The organism is Spirulina sp. CCNP1310, assembly GCF_034932185.1.
Classification (GTDB): domain Bacteria; phylum Cyanobacteriota; class Cyanobacteriia; order Cyanobacteriales; family Spirulinaceae; genus Spirulina.
This window is the reverse complement of sequence record NZ_JAYGHW010000094.1, coordinates 71,963-87,270: the sequence shown is the minus strand read 5'-3', so window position 1 is coordinate 87,270 and position 15,308 is coordinate 71,963. Positions and strand designations below refer to the sequence as shown.

The 15,308-nt window shown below is 53.8% G+C and carries 18 protein-coding genes; 10 read left to right on the top strand and 8 right to left on the bottom strand.

The genetic code is table 11. The annotated features are described in order from the left end of the window. Positions 1-68: 68 nt before the first annotated feature. Positions 69-305, bottom strand: coding sequence for a DUF4926 domain-containing protein (locus VB712_RS17780; protein ID WP_323257180.1), 237 nt, complete (start codon positions 303-305; stop codon positions 69-71). 7 nt (positions 306-312) lie between these two features. After that, the gene (locus tag VB712_RS17775; RefSeq protein WP_323257178.1) at positions 313-645 is read right to left on the bottom strand and encodes a DUF6883 domain-containing protein; all 333 of its coding nucleotides are present in this window, start codon (positions 643-645) and stop codon (positions 313-315) included. Positions 646-930: 285 nt separating this feature from the next. Here VB712_RS17775 and VB712_RS17770 point away from each other — a divergent pair, with 285 nt between their 5' ends. The 5 genes from VB712_RS17770 (at position 931) to VB712_RS17750 (ending at position 2,894) form a co-directional block, all read left to right on the top strand. Further along, positions 931-1,335 (top strand): hypothetical protein, encoded by a 405-nt coding sequence (locus VB712_RS17770; RefSeq protein WP_323257176.1) that lies wholly within the window; start codon positions 931-933, stop codon positions 1,333-1,335. Further along, complete coding sequence (locus VB712_RS17765; RefSeq protein WP_323257174.1) at positions 1,335-1,757, top strand: HNH endonuclease; 423 nt, start codon at positions 1,335-1,337, stop codon at positions 1,755-1,757. The genes VB712_RS17770 and VB712_RS17765 overlap by 1 nt, the downstream gene beginning before the upstream one ends. A 203-nt stretch (positions 1,758-1,960) precedes the next feature. Further along, on the top strand, positions 1,961-2,164 hold the full coding sequence (locus VB712_RS17760; RefSeq protein WP_323257172.1) for a hypothetical protein: 204 nt from the start codon (positions 1,961-1,963) through the stop codon (positions 2,162-2,164). Positions 2,165-2,247: 83 nt separating this feature from the next. Next, positions 2,248-2,451, top strand: coding sequence for a hypothetical protein (locus VB712_RS17755; protein WP_323257169.1), 204 nt, complete (start codon positions 2,248-2,250; stop codon positions 2,449-2,451). Continuing rightward, on the top strand, positions 2,451-2,894 hold the full coding sequence (locus tag VB712_RS17750; RefSeq protein WP_323257167.1) for an HNH endonuclease signature motif containing protein: 444 nt from the start codon (positions 2,451-2,453) through the stop codon (positions 2,892-2,894). Before VB712_RS17755 ends, VB712_RS17750 begins: the two co-directional genes overlap by 1 nt. Before the next feature lie 23 nt (positions 2,895-2,917). On the opposite strand, the gene VB712_RS17745 is transcribed toward VB712_RS17750, so the two are convergent. Both VB712_RS17745 and VB712_RS17740 read right to left on the bottom strand, forming a co-directional pair. After that, positions 2,918-3,118, bottom strand: a complete 201-nt coding sequence (locus VB712_RS17745) for a hypothetical protein (protein WP_323257165.1) — start codon at positions 3,116-3,118, stop codon at positions 2,918-2,920. A 22-nt stretch (positions 3,119-3,140) separates the two neighbouring features. Then, a complete protein-coding gene (locus VB712_RS17740) occupies positions 3,141-3,455 on the bottom strand; it encodes a type II toxin-antitoxin system RelE/ParE family toxin (RefSeq protein ID WP_323257163.1) in 315 nt (104 codons plus the stop codon). Positions 3,456-3,733: 278 nt separating this feature from the next. Between VB712_RS17740 and gor the strand changes: the two genes are divergently transcribed. After that, positions 3,734-5,086 carry a glutathione-disulfide reductase gene (gene gor / locus VB712_RS17735; RefSeq protein ID WP_323257161.1) on the top strand — a complete coding sequence of 451 codons (1,353 nt, stop codon included), beginning with the start codon at positions 3,734-3,736 and terminating at the stop codon, positions 5,084-5,086. A 110-nt stretch (positions 5,087-5,196) separates the two neighbouring features. Here the strand turns inward: gor and VB712_RS17730 are convergent, their stop codons facing one another. Continuing rightward, positions 5,197-6,027, bottom strand: coding sequence for a hypothetical protein (locus VB712_RS17730; protein WP_323257159.1), 831 nt, complete (start codon positions 6,025-6,027; stop codon positions 5,197-5,199). A gap of 280 nt (positions 6,028-6,307) precedes the next feature. After that, positions 6,308-7,441, bottom strand: a complete 1,134-nt coding sequence (gene hetZ / locus VB712_RS17725; RefSeq protein ID WP_323257157.1) for a heterocyst differentiation protein HetZ — start codon at positions 7,439-7,441, stop codon at positions 6,308-6,310. 278 nt (positions 7,442-7,719) lie between these two features. On the opposite strand from hetZ, the gene VB712_RS17720 reads away from it, so the two are divergent. Then, complete coding sequence (locus VB712_RS17720; RefSeq protein WP_323257155.1) at positions 7,720-8,181, top strand: hypothetical protein; 462 nt, start codon at positions 7,720-7,722, stop codon at positions 8,179-8,181. A gap of 154 nt (positions 8,182-8,335) precedes the next feature. Here VB712_RS17720 and fmt read toward each other — a convergent pair whose 3' ends face one another. Beyond that, positions 8,336-9,325: a methionyl-tRNA formyltransferase gene (fmt, locus tag VB712_RS17715; protein ID WP_323257153.1), complete on the bottom strand. Its 990-nt coding sequence runs from the start codon at positions 9,323-9,325 to the stop codon at positions 8,336-8,338. A 73-nt stretch (positions 9,326-9,398) separates the two neighbouring features. Continuing rightward, complete coding sequence (locus tag VB712_RS17710; RefSeq protein ID WP_323257151.1) at positions 9,399-10,163, bottom strand: hypothetical protein; 765 nt, start codon at positions 10,161-10,163, stop codon at positions 9,399-9,401. A gap of 176 nt (positions 10,164-10,339) precedes the next feature. Between VB712_RS17710 and VB712_RS17705 the strand changes: the two genes are divergently transcribed. The 3 genes from VB712_RS17705 to purF all read left to right on the top strand — a co-directional run bounded on the left by VB712_RS17705 (position 10,340) and on the right by purF (position 15,166). After that, positions 10,340-11,218 (top strand): hypothetical protein, encoded by an 879-nt coding sequence (locus tag VB712_RS17705; protein ID WP_323257149.1) that lies wholly within the window; start codon positions 10,340-10,342, stop codon positions 11,216-11,218. A gap of 25 nt (positions 11,219-11,243) precedes the next feature. Next, positions 11,244-13,529, top strand: a complete 2,286-nt coding sequence (gene purL / locus VB712_RS17700) for a phosphoribosylformylglycinamidine synthase subunit PurL (RefSeq protein ID WP_323257147.1) — start codon at positions 11,244-11,246, stop codon at positions 13,527-13,529. A gap of 146 nt (positions 13,530-13,675) precedes the next feature. Continuing rightward, complete coding sequence (gene purF, locus VB712_RS17695; RefSeq protein WP_323257145.1) at positions 13,676-15,166, top strand: amidophosphoribosyltransferase; 1,491 nt, start codon at positions 13,676-13,678, stop codon at positions 15,164-15,166. Positions 15,167-15,308 lie beyond the last annotated feature (142 nt).

Genomic DNA, 15,308 nt, shown 5'->3' with positions numbered 1-15,308 from the left:
CCCTCCCCTTAAAAAACACCCCCCCATCCTAACCCAAAACCCTCGTCACACAACCCCAGCCCCAAACCTCAAGAACTGACCATTACATTCTGGTTGGTTGGGCTAGTTAAAACCCTTTGATAATACAACTTGATCAACTGCTCCTCATGCAACGTTGCTAAACCATAGGTCTTGCCCTGTAAATCCACAAACTCAACCTCGAAAACCCCCGGCTCATACACCTCAACAATCGTCCCCACTTGCCCCCGACATAAATTTTCCTGGGGTAAATTCGTCATCAACGCAACAACATCTAAAATTTCCATAATTCCCTCACAAAATATAACAAGTGATCAACCGAGGAAAACTCTTCCCAGACGGAACAATCCAAATACTTCTAATCACAGCAGTCTTTTCATTCCGCGTCATTTCAAAATCAAGTTGGTATTTTTGACCATATTGACTTAGACTCGTGGCGATCGCCTCTTTTTCCTGAAGCACCTCCTTTAACGTACTGCGTAGATCATTAGCATTATCTAGATTAATGCCAAGAGCCGATTGAAAAACCAGAGCCTTGTGTTTTCCTTCTGGATGATTAGGATTTAACGAATAGCCCTCCAATTTTTCAAAAGGGATGACAGCCTGTTCTGGGTTAGGAATTTTCATCACAGGTTCAGAATTCAACAAGTGAGCAACCCCAAAAACCTAAGACCCGCCCCACCACAACCCGCAACGCCCCCACAAAATCCGGCCCCTGCTGTTTCTTCTTCCCAAACGGCCAAACCATCGCCCCTTCCCCATCAAAAAAACACCCCCCCATCCTAACCAAAAACCCCAAGGGCGCAAGCATTGCGCCCCTACGATGTGCTTGTAGGGGCGCAACGCTTGCGCCCATCCCACGCCGAACCCAACCTACAATAAGAAAACCCTGAACCACAGATGGGAAAGCCAATGTCCGAAACCCTCACCCTACAACTCCCAGAACCCCTGTATCGTCGCTTGCTCGATACCGCTCAAGCCATGCAACGCCCCCTCGAAGAAATCGTTTTGCGCGTCCTCGAAATTGGCAGTCCTCCCCTTTGGTCAAATGCCCCCCCCGAATATCAGACAGACCTCGCCTCACTCGACAAACTCGAAGATGATGCCCTGTGGCAGTGGGTTCATCGCCGTTTACCGATCGCCACCAGTCAACGCATCGAAATCCTGCTAGAATCCCCCCAACCCCTCACCCCTCAAGAACAACAAGAACTCCTCAGCCTCCAAGATGAATGCGATCGCCTCATGCTCTGTAAAGCCCAAGCCGCCGCAATCTTACGGTGGAGAGGCCATGGCGTGAGCCTGCCCCAGCCCGTCTAATGTCTGTACCGATTCCCGACCCATTGCGACAACAAATCGCCAAACGGGATGGCGATCGCTGTTGTTATTGCCTCACCACAGCAGTGAATAGTGGGGTTGCCATGACCTGCGATCACATCCAACCTATATCCAAAGGCGGCTCAACAACCTCCGAAAATCTTTGCTTGGCTTGTTCAGCTTGCAACCTGTTTAAATCCTATAGCACAGAAGCCTTGGACGTGGTTTCTGGAGAAACAGCCCCCTTGTTTAATCCCATCAAACAATCTTGGTCTGATCATTTTGTATGGAGTGCAGATAAAACCCAGGTGGAAGGGATCACGCCCACAGGCCGAGTTACAGTAAACACACTGCGAATGAATCGTATCATCATCGTTCTGGCTCGACAGCGTTGGGTTAGTGTGGGGTGGCATCCTCCTCAATAGGATGTTTCTCTGCTTCCCAAACGGCCAAACCATCGCCCCATCCTAACCCAAAACCCCAAGGGCGCAAGCATTGCGCCCCTACGATGTGCTTGTAGGGGCGCAACGCTTGCGCCCTCCCTTGCGCCCCCCTTACACCCCCTACCGCCTCTCCCCTTCAACAAACGCAATGGATACAATAGAAACACCAATTCAATGCAATCCCCATGGCCCTCACCCTAGAACAGATCCAAGCCGAAATTAATGCCCTCCCCCCCCAAGACATTGCCCACCTTCGAGAATGGCTAATCGCCCAAGATTGGCAACAATGGGATCAACAAATTGAAGCCGATAGCAACAGCGGCAAACTTGACTTTCTTTTCACCGAAGCAATGGATGCCAAAAAAACAGCAACCCTGGAGGATTTATAACTGCATTCATCCCCAATCTCCCCAAAATTCCCCAGTTTTCTTAAAATTCATATACTGACAATAACTCAACAGCCTCATCCCCTATGGATACCATTACCCTACCCAGCGAACTCCTACACTTCCAACTACCCACCGCCCTCCAAAACCGCTTACAAAGCCTACTCGATCGCCAAGATACAGGTCAGCCCCTCACCCCAGAGGAAAACGCCGAAGCCCTCGGCCTCGTTGAACTCGCCGAATTCCTCTCCCTGCTTCATCTTCGCGCTCAACGACAAAACACCCACTAATGCGATATATTCCCGAATCATTGCGCGAACAAGTGATTCATCGCGCCCAGAATTACTGTGAATATTGTGGCCTATCCCAAATTGGGCAAGAAGCCACATTTCATATTGATCATATTTTTCCCCTTACCGCAGGTGGAGAAACATCATTCGCTAATTTAGCCCTCGCTTGTGTGTCTTGTTCATTACGAAAAGGCGCACGTCAAACCGCTATTGATCCCAAAACAAACCAAACCGTTCCAATTTTTAATCCCCGAAGCCAAAACTGGTTTGAACATTTTGCTTGGGATGATGTGTCTGTAGTCGGTTTAACGGCAATCGGACGAGCGACACTAACACTATTAGTGATGAATCGGCCAACCATTTTAGCGATTCGCCAAGAACAGAAATTTTTCCAGCGTCATCCTCAACCCCAAACCTTAGATGAGGTTGCTGATGGAGCGTGAGATTTATTTTTATTGAACAACAATCACAATAATCCTAACGCCTGCTTCACTTCGTCCAACGTTAAATTAGGCCCATCATCATCCTCCGCCTTAGCCTGTTGCAAGTCTTCCCAGTCTTCCAAATCTGCCAACAACTCCTGTAACGCCAAAAACTCTGTATAAGGCAAAACCACATATTCAGTTTTGCCATTTTTTGGAAAAAATTGAGGATGTAACTGAACCATATTTTAAAATCCTAAAAACCTCTTAAGAATAAGCTTGACGGCGATGTTTGATGCGATAAACAATGACTAAACTCGCCTCGACTTCAAACAAAACCCGATAATCACCAACTCGTAAACGATAATTAGGTGAGAAATTTTTCAACCGTTTAACATCTCCCTGTAAATCCGTTTTGAGCATTTCAATTTTAGCAAGAATCCGTTTCTGATTACCACGATCTAACCCTTGCAAATCCTTAAGCGCACGGGGGCGAAATTCCACGCGATATATCATCGTCCCCAATAACCCTCCCACATTCTTGCAAAATTCGGCCCCCGCCTCTTCTTCCCAAACGGCCAAACCATCGCCCCCTCCCCAAAAAAACACCCCCCCATCCTAACCCAAACCCCCAAGGGCGCAAGCCTTGCGCCCCTACGATGTGCTTGTAGAGGCGCAATGCTTGCGCCCCCCCTTGCGCCCTCCCTTGCTCAACTCCGGATTATTAACCCAATGGGGCCAGCAAGAGCGATTAAACGCCGCCCAGGTGTTGCGAGGAGAATGAGGCATGAGACCTGGCCCAGGGGGCGGGGAAATTTGCGACACTGGAGAGGGCCGATTAGATCGAACTTGGAGGATTCATGAGCTACGATTATGACCTGTTTGTGATTGGGGCAGGATCGGGGGGCATCGCCACCGCCCGCCGTGCCGCTGAATATGGGGCAAAGGTGGCGATCGCCGAATCTGGCCGCTTGGGGGGAACCTGCGTCAATCGGGGCTGTGTGCCGAAAAAACTGATGGTCTATGCTTCCCATTTTCCCGCCCAATTTGAAGAAAGTCGCGGCTATGGCTGGAGCGTCACCCCTGGCGGTTTTGATTGGCCCACCCTGATGGGGGCGGTGAATGGGGAAGTCGATCGCCTCAATGGGATTTATCAAACCATGCTCGATAAATCCAAAGTGGAAATCTTCCGCCACTATGCCCAATTTATCGATGCCCACACCCTCGCCGTCGGGGATCAAAAAATCACCGCTGAACGGATCTTAATCGCGGTGGGGGGCCAGCCGGTCAAACCCAGCACGATCCCCGGCATTGAACATACGATTACCTCCGATGAAATTTTCCATCTCCCGGAACAGCCCAAGCGGATTGTGATTTTAGGGGGCGGCTATATTGGCTGTGAATTTGCTTGCATTTTGCACGGCTTGGGATCAGATGTAACCCAAATTATCCGCGCTGACCATATCCTCCGGGGTTTTGATCAGGATATTCGTACCCAGATTCAAAATTCAATGGTTGAGCATGGGATCAAGATCCTCACCCAAACGAAACCCGTTGAGATTCAAGCCGGTGAGCAAGGGTTAATGGTGAAAGTTGAAGGGCCAGAAGGGGAAGAAACGGTGTTTGCCGATGTGGTGGGGTTGGCCGCCACAGGCCGTAAACCCAATTTAGAAAATTTGGGGCTGGAAAATACGGGGGTGGAAGTACAAAATGGGGCGATCGCCGTCAATGAATTCAGCCAAACCGCTGAACCCCATATCTATGCTGTGGGCGACTGCACCGATCGCATCAACCTCACCCCCGTTGCCATCCAAGAAGGCCGCTGTCTGGCTGATAGCGTCTTTGGGGGGCAATCGAAACTGATGAGCTACGAATACGTCGCCTCCGCCGTCTTCACCACCCCCGAAGCCGCCACCGTCGGCATGACCGAAGCCGAAGCCTTCGCCCAATATGGCGAGGCCGTCAAGGTCTACCGCAGCCAATTCCGCCCCATGTACTATGTTTTGCCGGGGAAAACCGAAAAAACCCTGATGAAACTGATCGTTAACACCGAAACGGACAAAGTATTAGGGGCCCACATGGTCGGGGATGATGCAGCGGAAATTATCCAGGGGGTGGCGATCGCCCTCAAAACCGGAGCCACCAAGGCCGATTTTGATGCCACCGTGGGCATTCACCCCAGTGCGGCGGAAGAATTCGTCACCATGCGCTAAACCTTAGTACAGCGTGGCGGAAATCACCCGACCATACCTGCAAGGCAGAACCTTAGCCCAAGAGAGATGCCCCTTTCTGCCTTCTGCCTTCATCCTTCTGCCTTGGCGTACTAGGGCTGGCAACTGATGGCAAATTTCAGGGAACTTGTCACCGGTTGATCCAGTCCTATCGTGAGCAGGTAGCAAGCCCCCATCTCCCATTGGGAAAGCTCCACACTCAAATAACCGGCGGTTTGTCGTTGGGTCGTAATCGTATCCTGAGCCGTTTTTAAAGCCAGCATCCCGCCGCCAGGCAACTGCACCCTCGCCCGCAGCGGAGTCTGGCTCATCCAATCCCCCGCTTGAGCCGCGAGGGGATCATAATCTACCGCCAACCGGACAACGCCGCTGGCGGTCATCCACAACCGTTCGATCTGGGTTTGTCGGGGTGAAAGGGCGATCGTCAGGAGATCAAGGACTTCTTTGGCCACCAAGAGCGATAACACCATCTGTTGCTCTAAGGTGGCTTGGCCATAGTCCACCGGCAGCAACGCCGCCAATTTTTGCCGTTGCTGCTCCTGATCGGCGGCGGAGAAGCGGGTGGGGCAGAGGCTAGGGGAAAGCCGAATCCGACCCATCACCTCGTTTAAGGTTTGGGCGTAGTCGGGGAAGAGGGGCTGAACGGCATTAACCATTTTGGCGGTTTGGGGCCGCACTGACCCAATCACCTGACTACAGGCTTCGAGGAGCTTGGCGAGGATCTGGGGCGGCATGGCCACCGGCAGGACATCGGTGAGATGGGGGAGCCAAAGCTGTTGAGCACGGGTGAGGCTCCCGGTGAGATCGTCACTGTAATCAACGCGATAATTTTCCCCTTCATGCTCCCAGGGGAAGCGGGGCGGATTGCGCTGCATTTCGCTGTAAAGTCGCTGTTTGAGCAAGGTTTGAAAACGTTTTTGCACGGTTGGAAGGTCTCCCAGGGAAAAAGGTTGAGGGGTTAGAGCAGATTCACCACCATTGGAAGATGCCACATCCCACGCCTCGTCTTCCCAGTTGCAGGAATCATCGAGGTTGCTTTCTCCGTCCTGAGCAGATGAATCCCAGGAGGGCAGGACAAAATCGCGACCCTGTTTGAGAGAAGATTGTTCAGATTTGGACTGTTGATCAAAACTGGCAAGCAGCTCCTGACACAACCAGTCCAAATTGTTGTTCATGTTACTATTCATTTCGAGATGCCCCTGATCAGGATACTGAACAGTTCCGAATGTCCCAGGCCATGGCTAAGAGTTTAAACCACTGCTTTTCGGTCTGCGTTGGGGTGAGGGAAAGGGCCTGAGCGATCGCCCCCATTTCCTGCCCCGCCTGCTTCAGTTCTAACAGGGTTTGCTGTTGTTCCGTGAGTTCGCTGTGAAAATGTTGCCATTCCTGGGGGGTTAACCCTAGATTACGCTCTAAATCCGCTTCAAGCCACTGATGTACCAATTCCCAACGATGGGAAAGGGCAAAGCGCACAAGATGGTATTTAAAGCGCTGCTGTAGATAATCCCGCTGGCGAGGGGTTAAGTCTAAAATCGCTTCAATTTCCGGTGCGGAAAGATCCTTGAGCCGCAAAATGAAGTAATTGGCGCAATCATTTTGGTTGCGCTCTTCAAAATAGCGCAGGACTTCCTCAATGATTGTTTCACATAAACTTCCTTCATTACTACCGGGCGGTTCATGGCTGAGGAGGAGGCGCAATTGCTGGATCAGGGGATCATGGCGATCGCCCTCCCCGCCCCCATAGCCCCCTTCAGCGGCACTGTCCATATCCACAGAAGCTTCTAGGGGTTGTTTTTGGGAGAAGGTTTGGGCGCGGAGGATGATCAACTGTTGCGATCGCCGTCCCGGTAAAGGAATCCGCCGCTTCCCGTAGCGTTCACAAAAGGCCATATATTCCGCCAATTCCAGGAGCGATCGCGGCGTATAGGTTCCCGGCAGGCCCGTCTCGCGGCGAAAAATATTCAACGCCTCCAAATAAAAACCCTGAAGAAAATCCTCAATCAGGGCCACCCGGCCTTGATAACTACTCGCCCCCTGGGGGGGCAAAATATAGCGATAGATAATGGAACTAAGCAAGCTTTGCAAATGCACCCGGCCCCGGCTCGATCCCAGCTTGTAATAGCGCAGGCATTGTTTAAACCGATGTTGTCCGAGGGTATTAGCCCAATTTTCAATTTCTCCAGAAACTTGAATGCGCTGGCTTTCTTCACAAATCCGCCACACCTCCGCCACCAAGCGGCTGGCCACATCCCAACAGTGGGTTTTGTTGGCAGAGGTCTGCCGACAGAATTGTTGATAGAGGGTTTGGGTGATCAATTCCACGTCGGGGTTACTCACAGTCAAGGGTAAGGGGTGCATCGTTTACCAAGGGCCTTCCCACCCCAACCCCTCAAGGGGATTTTTGGGATGTTTCCCCGCCCTGGAGGATGGCCTACAAGGTGGGATGGATTCCGTTTATTCAATTCAGATGCACCGCAAACCCGTAAATTTTGGGGAGTCTTTCCCCTTAAAGAGTCCGAATCCCCCCGTTCAGGTTCCCATCGCGATTAAAATACGGGGAGATTTTGCCGCAATCCGTGGCAAAACCTGTGAAAGCTCACCCTGAGATTGACACCATGGCCATGGATATTGAGGCGCAACTCCAGCAATTACTCCACCATGCCCCCCAAGATGGGAAAACGCCCCAACTGCTGGAAAGGGCCGTTATTCCGGTGTTGCGGGCCTATGGGGCGAAAATGCAGCACCGGGACTATTACATTATGCAAAATGCCCAACAGCGTTGGGTACTCACCACCCTGAGCAACCGGGCTACGCCACAGTTAGAGAAAAAGGTCGTCTATGGGTTTTCCTCCCCCCAAGATGCTGTGACGTTTAGCGGTCGTGGCAACCCTGATCTGCGGCCGGTAGCCTTACCGATTATGCAAATTCTATTCCAACTGTTCGCAATGAAGCCGGTGGATAGTTTGGTTTTTTTCGAGCAGCCGGGGGAGTTGAGCCAGGGCAAAGAAGTGAAGCGCCAGGAATTGGAAGCGTTAGTCCAGCAACAACTCCGCCAACCCCCCGCAAATTTTGCCTAGGTCAAGATTCTCGTGCTACGGCTCCGCCGTAGCACGCAAACCTCGCGGCTCCGCCGCCTGGAGGCAGAGCCTCCAATTTTGCATTACTTGGCAGAGCCAAGTAACGAGGGTGTTTGTAGGGGCGAAAAATTTTACGCCCCTCCCCAGGCTAAACCTAAACAAAGCGATCGCCCACCCCTAACCGCATCCCGTTGGCGAAATCGCTCCCCGATTGGGGGCGTTTGCCCGGCGGTTGCACTTGGGTCAGCAATAACAAACCCTCGCCGGTTTGCACTACCGGCCCCGATTTTTTGAGGATCTGCACCACCGTTCCCGGTTCAGCAATGGGGAGATCTTGCCATTGGGGGGCTAGGGTTTGTAAGGGTGCGGGTAATTGGGGGAGGACATCGGCAACGAGGGGAATTGTGGTGAGGATTTTTAACGGGTTGCCCCGGAATTCCCCCTGGCAATGGGGATAAAAACCCCGGATTTGGTTGTGAAGGGCGATCGCCCCCCGTTGCCAATCCACCCGGTAATCGCTTTTTTCAATCAAGGGGGCATAGCTCGCTTGTTCGGGATCTTGCGCCACCGGCTCCACGGTTCCCTGATCTAAAGCGCTCAACGTCTCCACCAACAGATCCCCGCATTGCCGAGCTAACCCTTCCCCCACCGTTTGAGCATGATCCAGCAAACCAATGGGTAACGTGGATTTAAGCAACATCGGCCCCGTATCCATGCCCACATCCATCAGCATCGTCGTCATCCCCGTCACCGTTTCCCCATGGTAAAGGCTCCATTGAATCGGGGCCGCACCCCGATAGGCCGGCAACAGCGAACCATGGCCATTGATACAACCCAAGCGGGGCATCGCTAAAATTTCCGCTGATAAAATCTGACCATAGGCCACCACCACAAAGGCATCGGCTCCATAGGCCTGTAATTGCGCCAACGTTGCCCGGTCTTTTTTAATCCGGCGGGGTTGCCAACAAGGAAGGCCCGCCGCTATCCCTACGGCCTTCACTGGTGAAGGAATCAACGCCTTACCCCGGCCCCTTGGTTTATCCGGTTGCGTCACCACCGCTAAAACCTCAAAATTCGGTTCAGCCAGCAACCGCTCCAAACTAGGAACCGCAAAATCCGGCGTACCAAAAAACACAAGTTTCATTAAAAACTCCTCAATGATTGATCAACAATTCTCCCCTCTCCCACAGTTTGGCAAAGGGGTTGGAGGTGATGGCTCAATCCACCGCAATTTCCAGACGTTGAACGGGGGACGTTGTATTTTGGGCTGACTCCACACCATAGCCCACCACAACCCAGCGGGCCGCTCCCCCCTGTTGGAGATAGGTGGCGGTTTTTTGGGCCAATTGATAGGCTAATTCCTGATTGATTTTGGGGTTCTGGTTTTGGGCAATATGGGCAGCAATCCGGATCGTTTCCCCTGAATATTGCGCCAAATCTTGGGAAACCACATTTAAAATCCGCTCCCCTTGGGGGCTAATTTGCAAGCTGTCGTCAAACACCAGGGATGTGGGTAACGTCAGGTAAAAGCGTTGGCCCGGCAGTTTGGCCGGTAGGGCGGTGAGGTTAATGCCTTGGGGATCTTGGGCGGCCGCTTCGAGGGTGGCGAGGCGGGTTTCCAGCGTGGCGGTGGAGGGGGGGAGGCCGAACTGCGCTTCGAGGATGGTGAGGCGATCGCCTAACCGCTCCAACGCCCCGGCCACCGTCGCAATTTCATCGGGCAAGGGTTGAGTGATCGTTGCTAAATGGGGCGATGGGCGGCGCGGGCGAGGGCCATATCGTTCCCATAGGGCGGTGAGGATTGGGGGATCTGCTTTAGGCCGGGGGGGATCTTGGTTGAGGGCAATTAAAATTCCCAAGGATCCCGTAAAGACCATCCCTAAGCCCAGGGTGAACAGCGTCCACCACAGCCCCCAAAGCTTTTGGAGCCAGGTGGCGGTTTTTGGGGCAATATCGAAAGAGTCAGATTGGGGCGCGATCACAGCCGCTCAGAGCCAAAGACAATAGCCTCTATCCTACAATGCTCGGATCACAATCCGAATCGGAGAGATGGGCAGATTTTCGTCAATAAAACCATTGATTTGTCCGTTTAACCTTGCCCCTCCCCCGCTTAGAATGGCGATCAAGTCCCTACCCTTTTAAAGATTGCCGTTAAAGCGTGAAAACCATTTTGCCTCCGGCTGTGGCCTATCCCCGCAGTCTCCCGCTCCTCCTCTTGCCTTTGCCATCGGGCGCTCAGTCTCCCACCGCCCCCCGTCAATTGCTCCTGGGCAAAAATCCGGTGACTTTAACGGGGGAACCCTTGCCCAGCCCCTCCGAAACTCCATCTAGCCCAGAGTCAGATTTTGGCGATCCCCTCAATAGCCCCTATCCCATCCCCTGGCAATGGATCCTTTCCACCCATCAAGAATTACAAGAACTCCCCCACCTCGAACCCCGCTACTATCGCAGCCCGGCCATGGTCTCCCCCGATGGCCAATATGCCGCCTATAGTCGCTTGAAAATGGCGATTGATCCCCGCTTTTTCCGCAGCACCGTCAGTAGTGTGATGTTTTTAGAAGATCTCAAAACGGGTGAATTGCAAACCATTACCGCCGCCTCCCCCGTGGCGGTGGAAATGGTCAATCAGACTGAACAGAGTAAAGCAGCGGCGGGGATGGCCTCGGTATTGTTGCCAGTTTCCTGGTCAGAGGGAGGCGATCGCCTCCTCGCCCGTCAATTTGAGGGCCTCCTCAGCACCTCCATCGCCTCCGACTACGCCGTGATCTGGGATCGCCACAGCCACACAACCCAAACCCTTAGCCCTAAGGGGATTGAGCATTCCAATGCGGTGCTTTTGGGTTGGAGTCAGTTGGATCCCGAAGGGGTCTTGTTTCGTGCCGGGGTGTTGGGGGAAGAGCCTTGGTTATTGTGGCTCGTTAATCGGAGCCAAACCCAACTAGCCGCTGGAGATCAACCCATTGTCCATGGCCAACGCCAGCAACCGGTTTGGTCTGGGGCGCAACTCCCCACCATGGCCCCGACCCGCGTAAACTAAAGGTGCTTCTCTTTCCCGCGTCTTTATGTTCACCCCTGCCGAAATCACCGCCGAAGGTCTTAAACCCGAAGAATACGAAGATATCGTCCGCCGCCTCGGTCGTCACCCTAACCGGGCTGAGTTAGGGATGTTTGGCGTGATGTGGAGTGAGCATTGCTGTTATAAGAACTCCCGGCCATTACTCTCCCAATTCCCCACGGAAGGCCCCCAAGTTTTGGTGGGGCCGGGGGAAAATGCCGGGGTGGTGGATTTAGGGGAGGGGTTACGCCTCGCTTTTAAAATTGAATCCCACAATCACCCCAGTGCGATCGAACCCTTCCAGGGAGCCGCAACGGGGGTGGGGGGGATTCTCCGGGATATTTTCACCATGGGGGCGCGACCCATTGCAATTTTAAACTCGCTACGCTTTGGTTCTTTAGAGGATGCCCGCACCCGGCGGCTCTTTGCCGGGGTTGTTGAAGGGATTGCCCATTATGGCAATTGTGTGGGCGTGCCGACGGTGGGGGGAGAGATCTATTTTGATCCCGCCTATGGGGGCAATCCGTTGGTGAATGCCATGGCCTTGGGGTTGATGGAAACGGAAACGATTGTTAAATCCGGGGCGAGTGGCGTGGGCAATCCGGTGCTTTATGTGGGATCGACGACAGGCCGGGATGGTATGGGGGGGGCAAGTTTTGCCAGTGCGGAATTGACCGATGCTTCCCTCGATGACCGGCCAGCGGTGCAGGTGGGGGATCCCTTTTTAGAAAAATCCCTGATTGAAGCCTGTTTAGAGGCGTTTAAAACCGGGGCGGTTGTAGCGGCTCAGGATATGGGGGCGGCGGGGATTACCTGCTCGACTTCGGAAATGGCGGCCAATGGCGGCGTGGGGGTGGAGTTGGATCTGGATTTGATCCCGGCGCGGGAAACCGGCATGACCCCCTATGAATACCTGCTGTCCGAATCCCAAGAGCGGATGTTGTTTGTGGCCCACCAGGGGCGGGAACAGGAACTGATCGAGATTTTCCACCGTTGGGGTTTGCAGGCGGTGGTGGCGGGTCAGGTGATTGCGGAGCCGGTGGTGCGAATTTTTCACAAGGGGGCGATCGCCGCTGAAATTGCCGCCACCGCCCTGGCCAACAACACGCCCATCTACCACCACGCACTCCCCGATGAACCTCCTGCCTATGCCCAAACCGCTTGGCAATGGAGTCCTGAGCAATTGCCCCCCTGTACCACCGAAGGGGTGATCCTCGATGGGGAATTAACCGGCTGGAATGAAATCCTGATGCGCCTCATGGCCGTCCCCTCCATCGCCTCGAAACATTGGGTCTATCGCCAGTATGATCACCAAGTCCAGAACAATACCGTGCTCCTCCCTGGTGGTGCGGATGCGGCGGTGGTGCGGGTGCGGCCCCAGTTGGCCGGGACGACGACGCGGCGAGGGGTGGCGGCAACAACAGACTGTAACCCCCGCTATGTTTATCTCAACCCCTACGAAGGGGCAAAAGCAGCGGTAGCTGAAGCAGCCCGCAATTTAAGCTGTGTGGGGGCGGAACCCTTGGCGATTACCAATAACCTCAATTTTGGCAGTCCGGAAAAGCCGACGGGTTATTGGCAGTTGGCGGAAGCCTGCCGGGGGATTGCCGAAGCTTGCCGGGAGTTGGGTACGCCGGTTACGGGGGGGAATGTTTCCCTCTATAACGAAACTTTAGATAGTAACGGCAAACCCACGGCCATTTATCCCACCCCCGTGATCGGTATGGTGGGGCGAGTGGAGGATGTCACCCAGGTTTGTGGCCAGGGTTGGCAGCATGAGGGGGATTGGATTTATTTGTTGGGGGCAGAGGCGGTGACAACGTTGGGCGGCTCAGAATATTTAGCAACGATCCACGGAACGGTAGCGGGGCAACCTCCCCAGGTGGATTTTGAGCGGGAGCGGCAGGTGCAGGCGGCCTGTCGGGAGGGGATTCGTCAGGGTTGGGTGCGATCGGCCCATGATTGCGCGGAAGGCGGCCTAGCAGTGGCTTTGGCGGAATGCTGTATTAGTGGGCATTTTGGGGCGGTGTTGCGGTTTGAGGAGCCAAGCCAACGGTGGGATGAGGTGCTGTTTGGCGAGGTGGCGGGGCAAATTTTGGTTTCCGTAGCCTCGGCCCATCAGGAGGAGTGGGAGTTATTGTTAACGGCGCAGTTGGGTACAAATTGGCGGATGTTGGGCCGCGTGACCCTGGCCACATTGCAAATTTTGACCCCCCATAATCAATATGCTTTGGCGATTCCGATCCAGCGGCTGCGCGATCGCTGGCTGACGGGCATTGAATCCCATTTCTAGGGGGATTCCCCCTTGTAAAGAAGGGCAATCTTAAGGGAAGATTAAGGGATGTTAAGCGCAATCCTGAAGGAACGGAATCGATCCAACCCTTGGGGGATCTCGCTATACTACAGCTTTTCGCCCTACTCTGGAGCCAGCCACCGCCTATGTTTCCCCACCAATCCGACCCCCTGGATGAGTCCCCATCGGATCTGTTGACGCGCACCCCAGAACGTCCTGACAAAATGGAGGAGGCCTGTGGTGTCTTTGGTCTCTATGCCCCTGGAGAAGTTGCGGCCAAGTTGACCTATTTTGGCCTCTATGCCCTCCAGCATCGGGGTCAGGAATCGGCAGGAATTGCGGTGTTTGAGGGCGATCGCCTCACCTGCCATAAACAAATGGGCTTAGTTTCCCAAGTTTTTAACGAAACGATTTTAAATGAACTCCCCGGCGATCTCGCCGTGGGCCACACCCGCTATTCCACCACCGGATCGAGTTTGGTGGTCAATGCCCAACCGGCGATCGTCCGTTGTCGCTTGGGCAATCTCGCCCTGGCCCACAATGGCAATCTGGTCAATACCCAAGCATTGCGGGAAGAACTGACCCGGCGGGATTGCGAATTTATCACCACAACGGATTCAGAAATGATCGCCCTGGCGATCGGCAATGAAGTCGATCAGGGTAAAACTTGGTTAGATGGGGCGATTAGTGCCTTCAAACTCTGCGAAGGGGCCTATAGCCTCGTCATTGGCACGCCCGATGGGTTGATGGGGGTGCGCGATCCCAACGGCATTCGCCCCCTGGTGATCGGGATGCTCCCCGGCAGTCCTAACCGCTACGTCCTCGCCTCGGAAACCTGCGGCCTGGATATCATTGGCGCGGAATATCTCCGAGATGTGGAGCCGGGGGAATTGGTGTGGATCAGTGAGGCGGGGATGGCTTCGTTCCATTGGGCGCAAAAACCAGAGCGAAAACTCTGTGTGTTTGAAATGATTTATTTTGCCCGTCCCGATAGTTTGGTGCAGGATGAAACGATCTACAGCTACCGCAAACGATTAGGGCAACAGTTGGCGAGGGAATCCTACACAGAAGCCGATTGTGTGATTGCGGTGCCGGATTCCGGCGTTCCGGCGGCCATTGGCTATGCAGAAACCTCCAAAATTCCCTACGCTGAGGCGCTGATTAAAAACCGCTATGTGGGGCGCACGTTTATCCAGCCCACCCAAGCAATGCGGGAAACGGGCATCCGCATGAAGCTGAATCCCCTTAAAGATGTGTTGGTGGATAAGCGGGTGATTATTATTGATGATTCGATTGTGCGGGGAACCACAAGCCGCAAGCTGGTGAAGGCGTTGCGGGATGCGGGGGCCAAGGAAGTCCACATGAAGATTTCTTCGCCGCCGGTCACTCACCCCTGTTTCTACGGGCTAGATACCGATACCCAAGACCAATTAATTGCGGCGACGAAATCCGTGGAGGAGATTGCGGCCCATATTGGTGTGGATAGTCTCTATTACCTGAGTTGGGAGGGGATGCTGAATATGACTGGGGATCATCCCCAAGATTTTTGTTCGGCTTGTTTCACGGGGAACTATCCCATTGAGATTCCCGAAACGGTGAAGCGATCGAAGTTGATCCTCGAAGAGGCGAAGGTTTAAGGGAATGTTGGGGGGCTGGCTTCGGCTGGATGCTTAGGATCCCCCCGGCTACGCCGACCCCCTTAAAAAGGGGGTTCAATTCAGAACCCCCCTTTTTAAGGGGGGCAGGGGGGATCTGCCTTTTTTCGTGCTTTTGGCTACA

What these genes read in the sequence shown, in the direction of transcription:
- VB712_RS17780 (WP_323257180.1), bottom strand. Translation starts at nt 305, where the DNA reads ATGGAAATTTTAGATGTTGTTGCGTTGATGACGAATTTACCCCAGGAA.
- VB712_RS17775 (WP_323257178.1), bottom strand. Translation starts at nt 645, where the DNA reads ATGAAAATTCCTAACCCAGAACAGGCTGTCATCCCTTTTGAAAAATTG.
- VB712_RS17770 (WP_323257176.1), top strand. Translation starts at nt 931, where the DNA reads ATGTCCGAAACCCTCACCCTACAACTCCCAGAACCCCTGTATCGTCGC.
- VB712_RS17765 (WP_323257174.1), top strand. Translation starts at nt 1,335, where the DNA reads ATGTCTGTACCGATTCCCGACCCATTGCGACAACAAATCGCCAAACGG.
- VB712_RS17760 (WP_323257172.1), top strand. Translation starts at nt 1,961, where the DNA reads ATGGCCCTCACCCTAGAACAGATCCAAGCCGAAATTAATGCCCTCCCC.
- VB712_RS17755 (WP_323257169.1), top strand. Translation starts at nt 2,248, where the DNA reads ATGGATACCATTACCCTACCCAGCGAACTCCTACACTTCCAACTACCC.
- VB712_RS17750 (WP_323257167.1), top strand. Translation starts at nt 2,451, where the DNA reads ATGCGATATATTCCCGAATCATTGCGCGAACAAGTGATTCATCGCGCC.
- VB712_RS17745 (WP_323257165.1), bottom strand. Translation starts at nt 3,118, where the DNA reads ATGGTTCAGTTACATCCTCAATTTTTTCCAAAAAATGGCAAAACTGAA.
- gor (WP_323257161.1), top strand. Translation starts at nt 3,734, where the DNA reads ATGAGCTACGATTATGACCTGTTTGTGATTGGGGCAGGATCGGGGGGC.
- VB712_RS17720 (WP_323257155.1), top strand. Translation starts at nt 7,720, where the DNA reads ATGGCCATGGATATTGAGGCGCAACTCCAGCAATTACTCCACCATGCC.
- fmt (WP_323257153.1), bottom strand. Translation starts at nt 9,325, where the DNA reads ATGAAACTTGTGTTTTTTGGTACGCCGGATTTTGCGGTTCCTAGTTTG.
- purL (WP_323257147.1), top strand. Translation starts at nt 11,244, where the DNA reads ATGTTCACCCCTGCCGAAATCACCGCCGAAGGTCTTAAACCCGAAGAA.
- purF (WP_323257145.1), top strand. Translation starts at nt 13,676, where the DNA reads ATGTTTCCCCACCAATCCGACCCCCTGGATGAGTCCCCATCGGATCTG.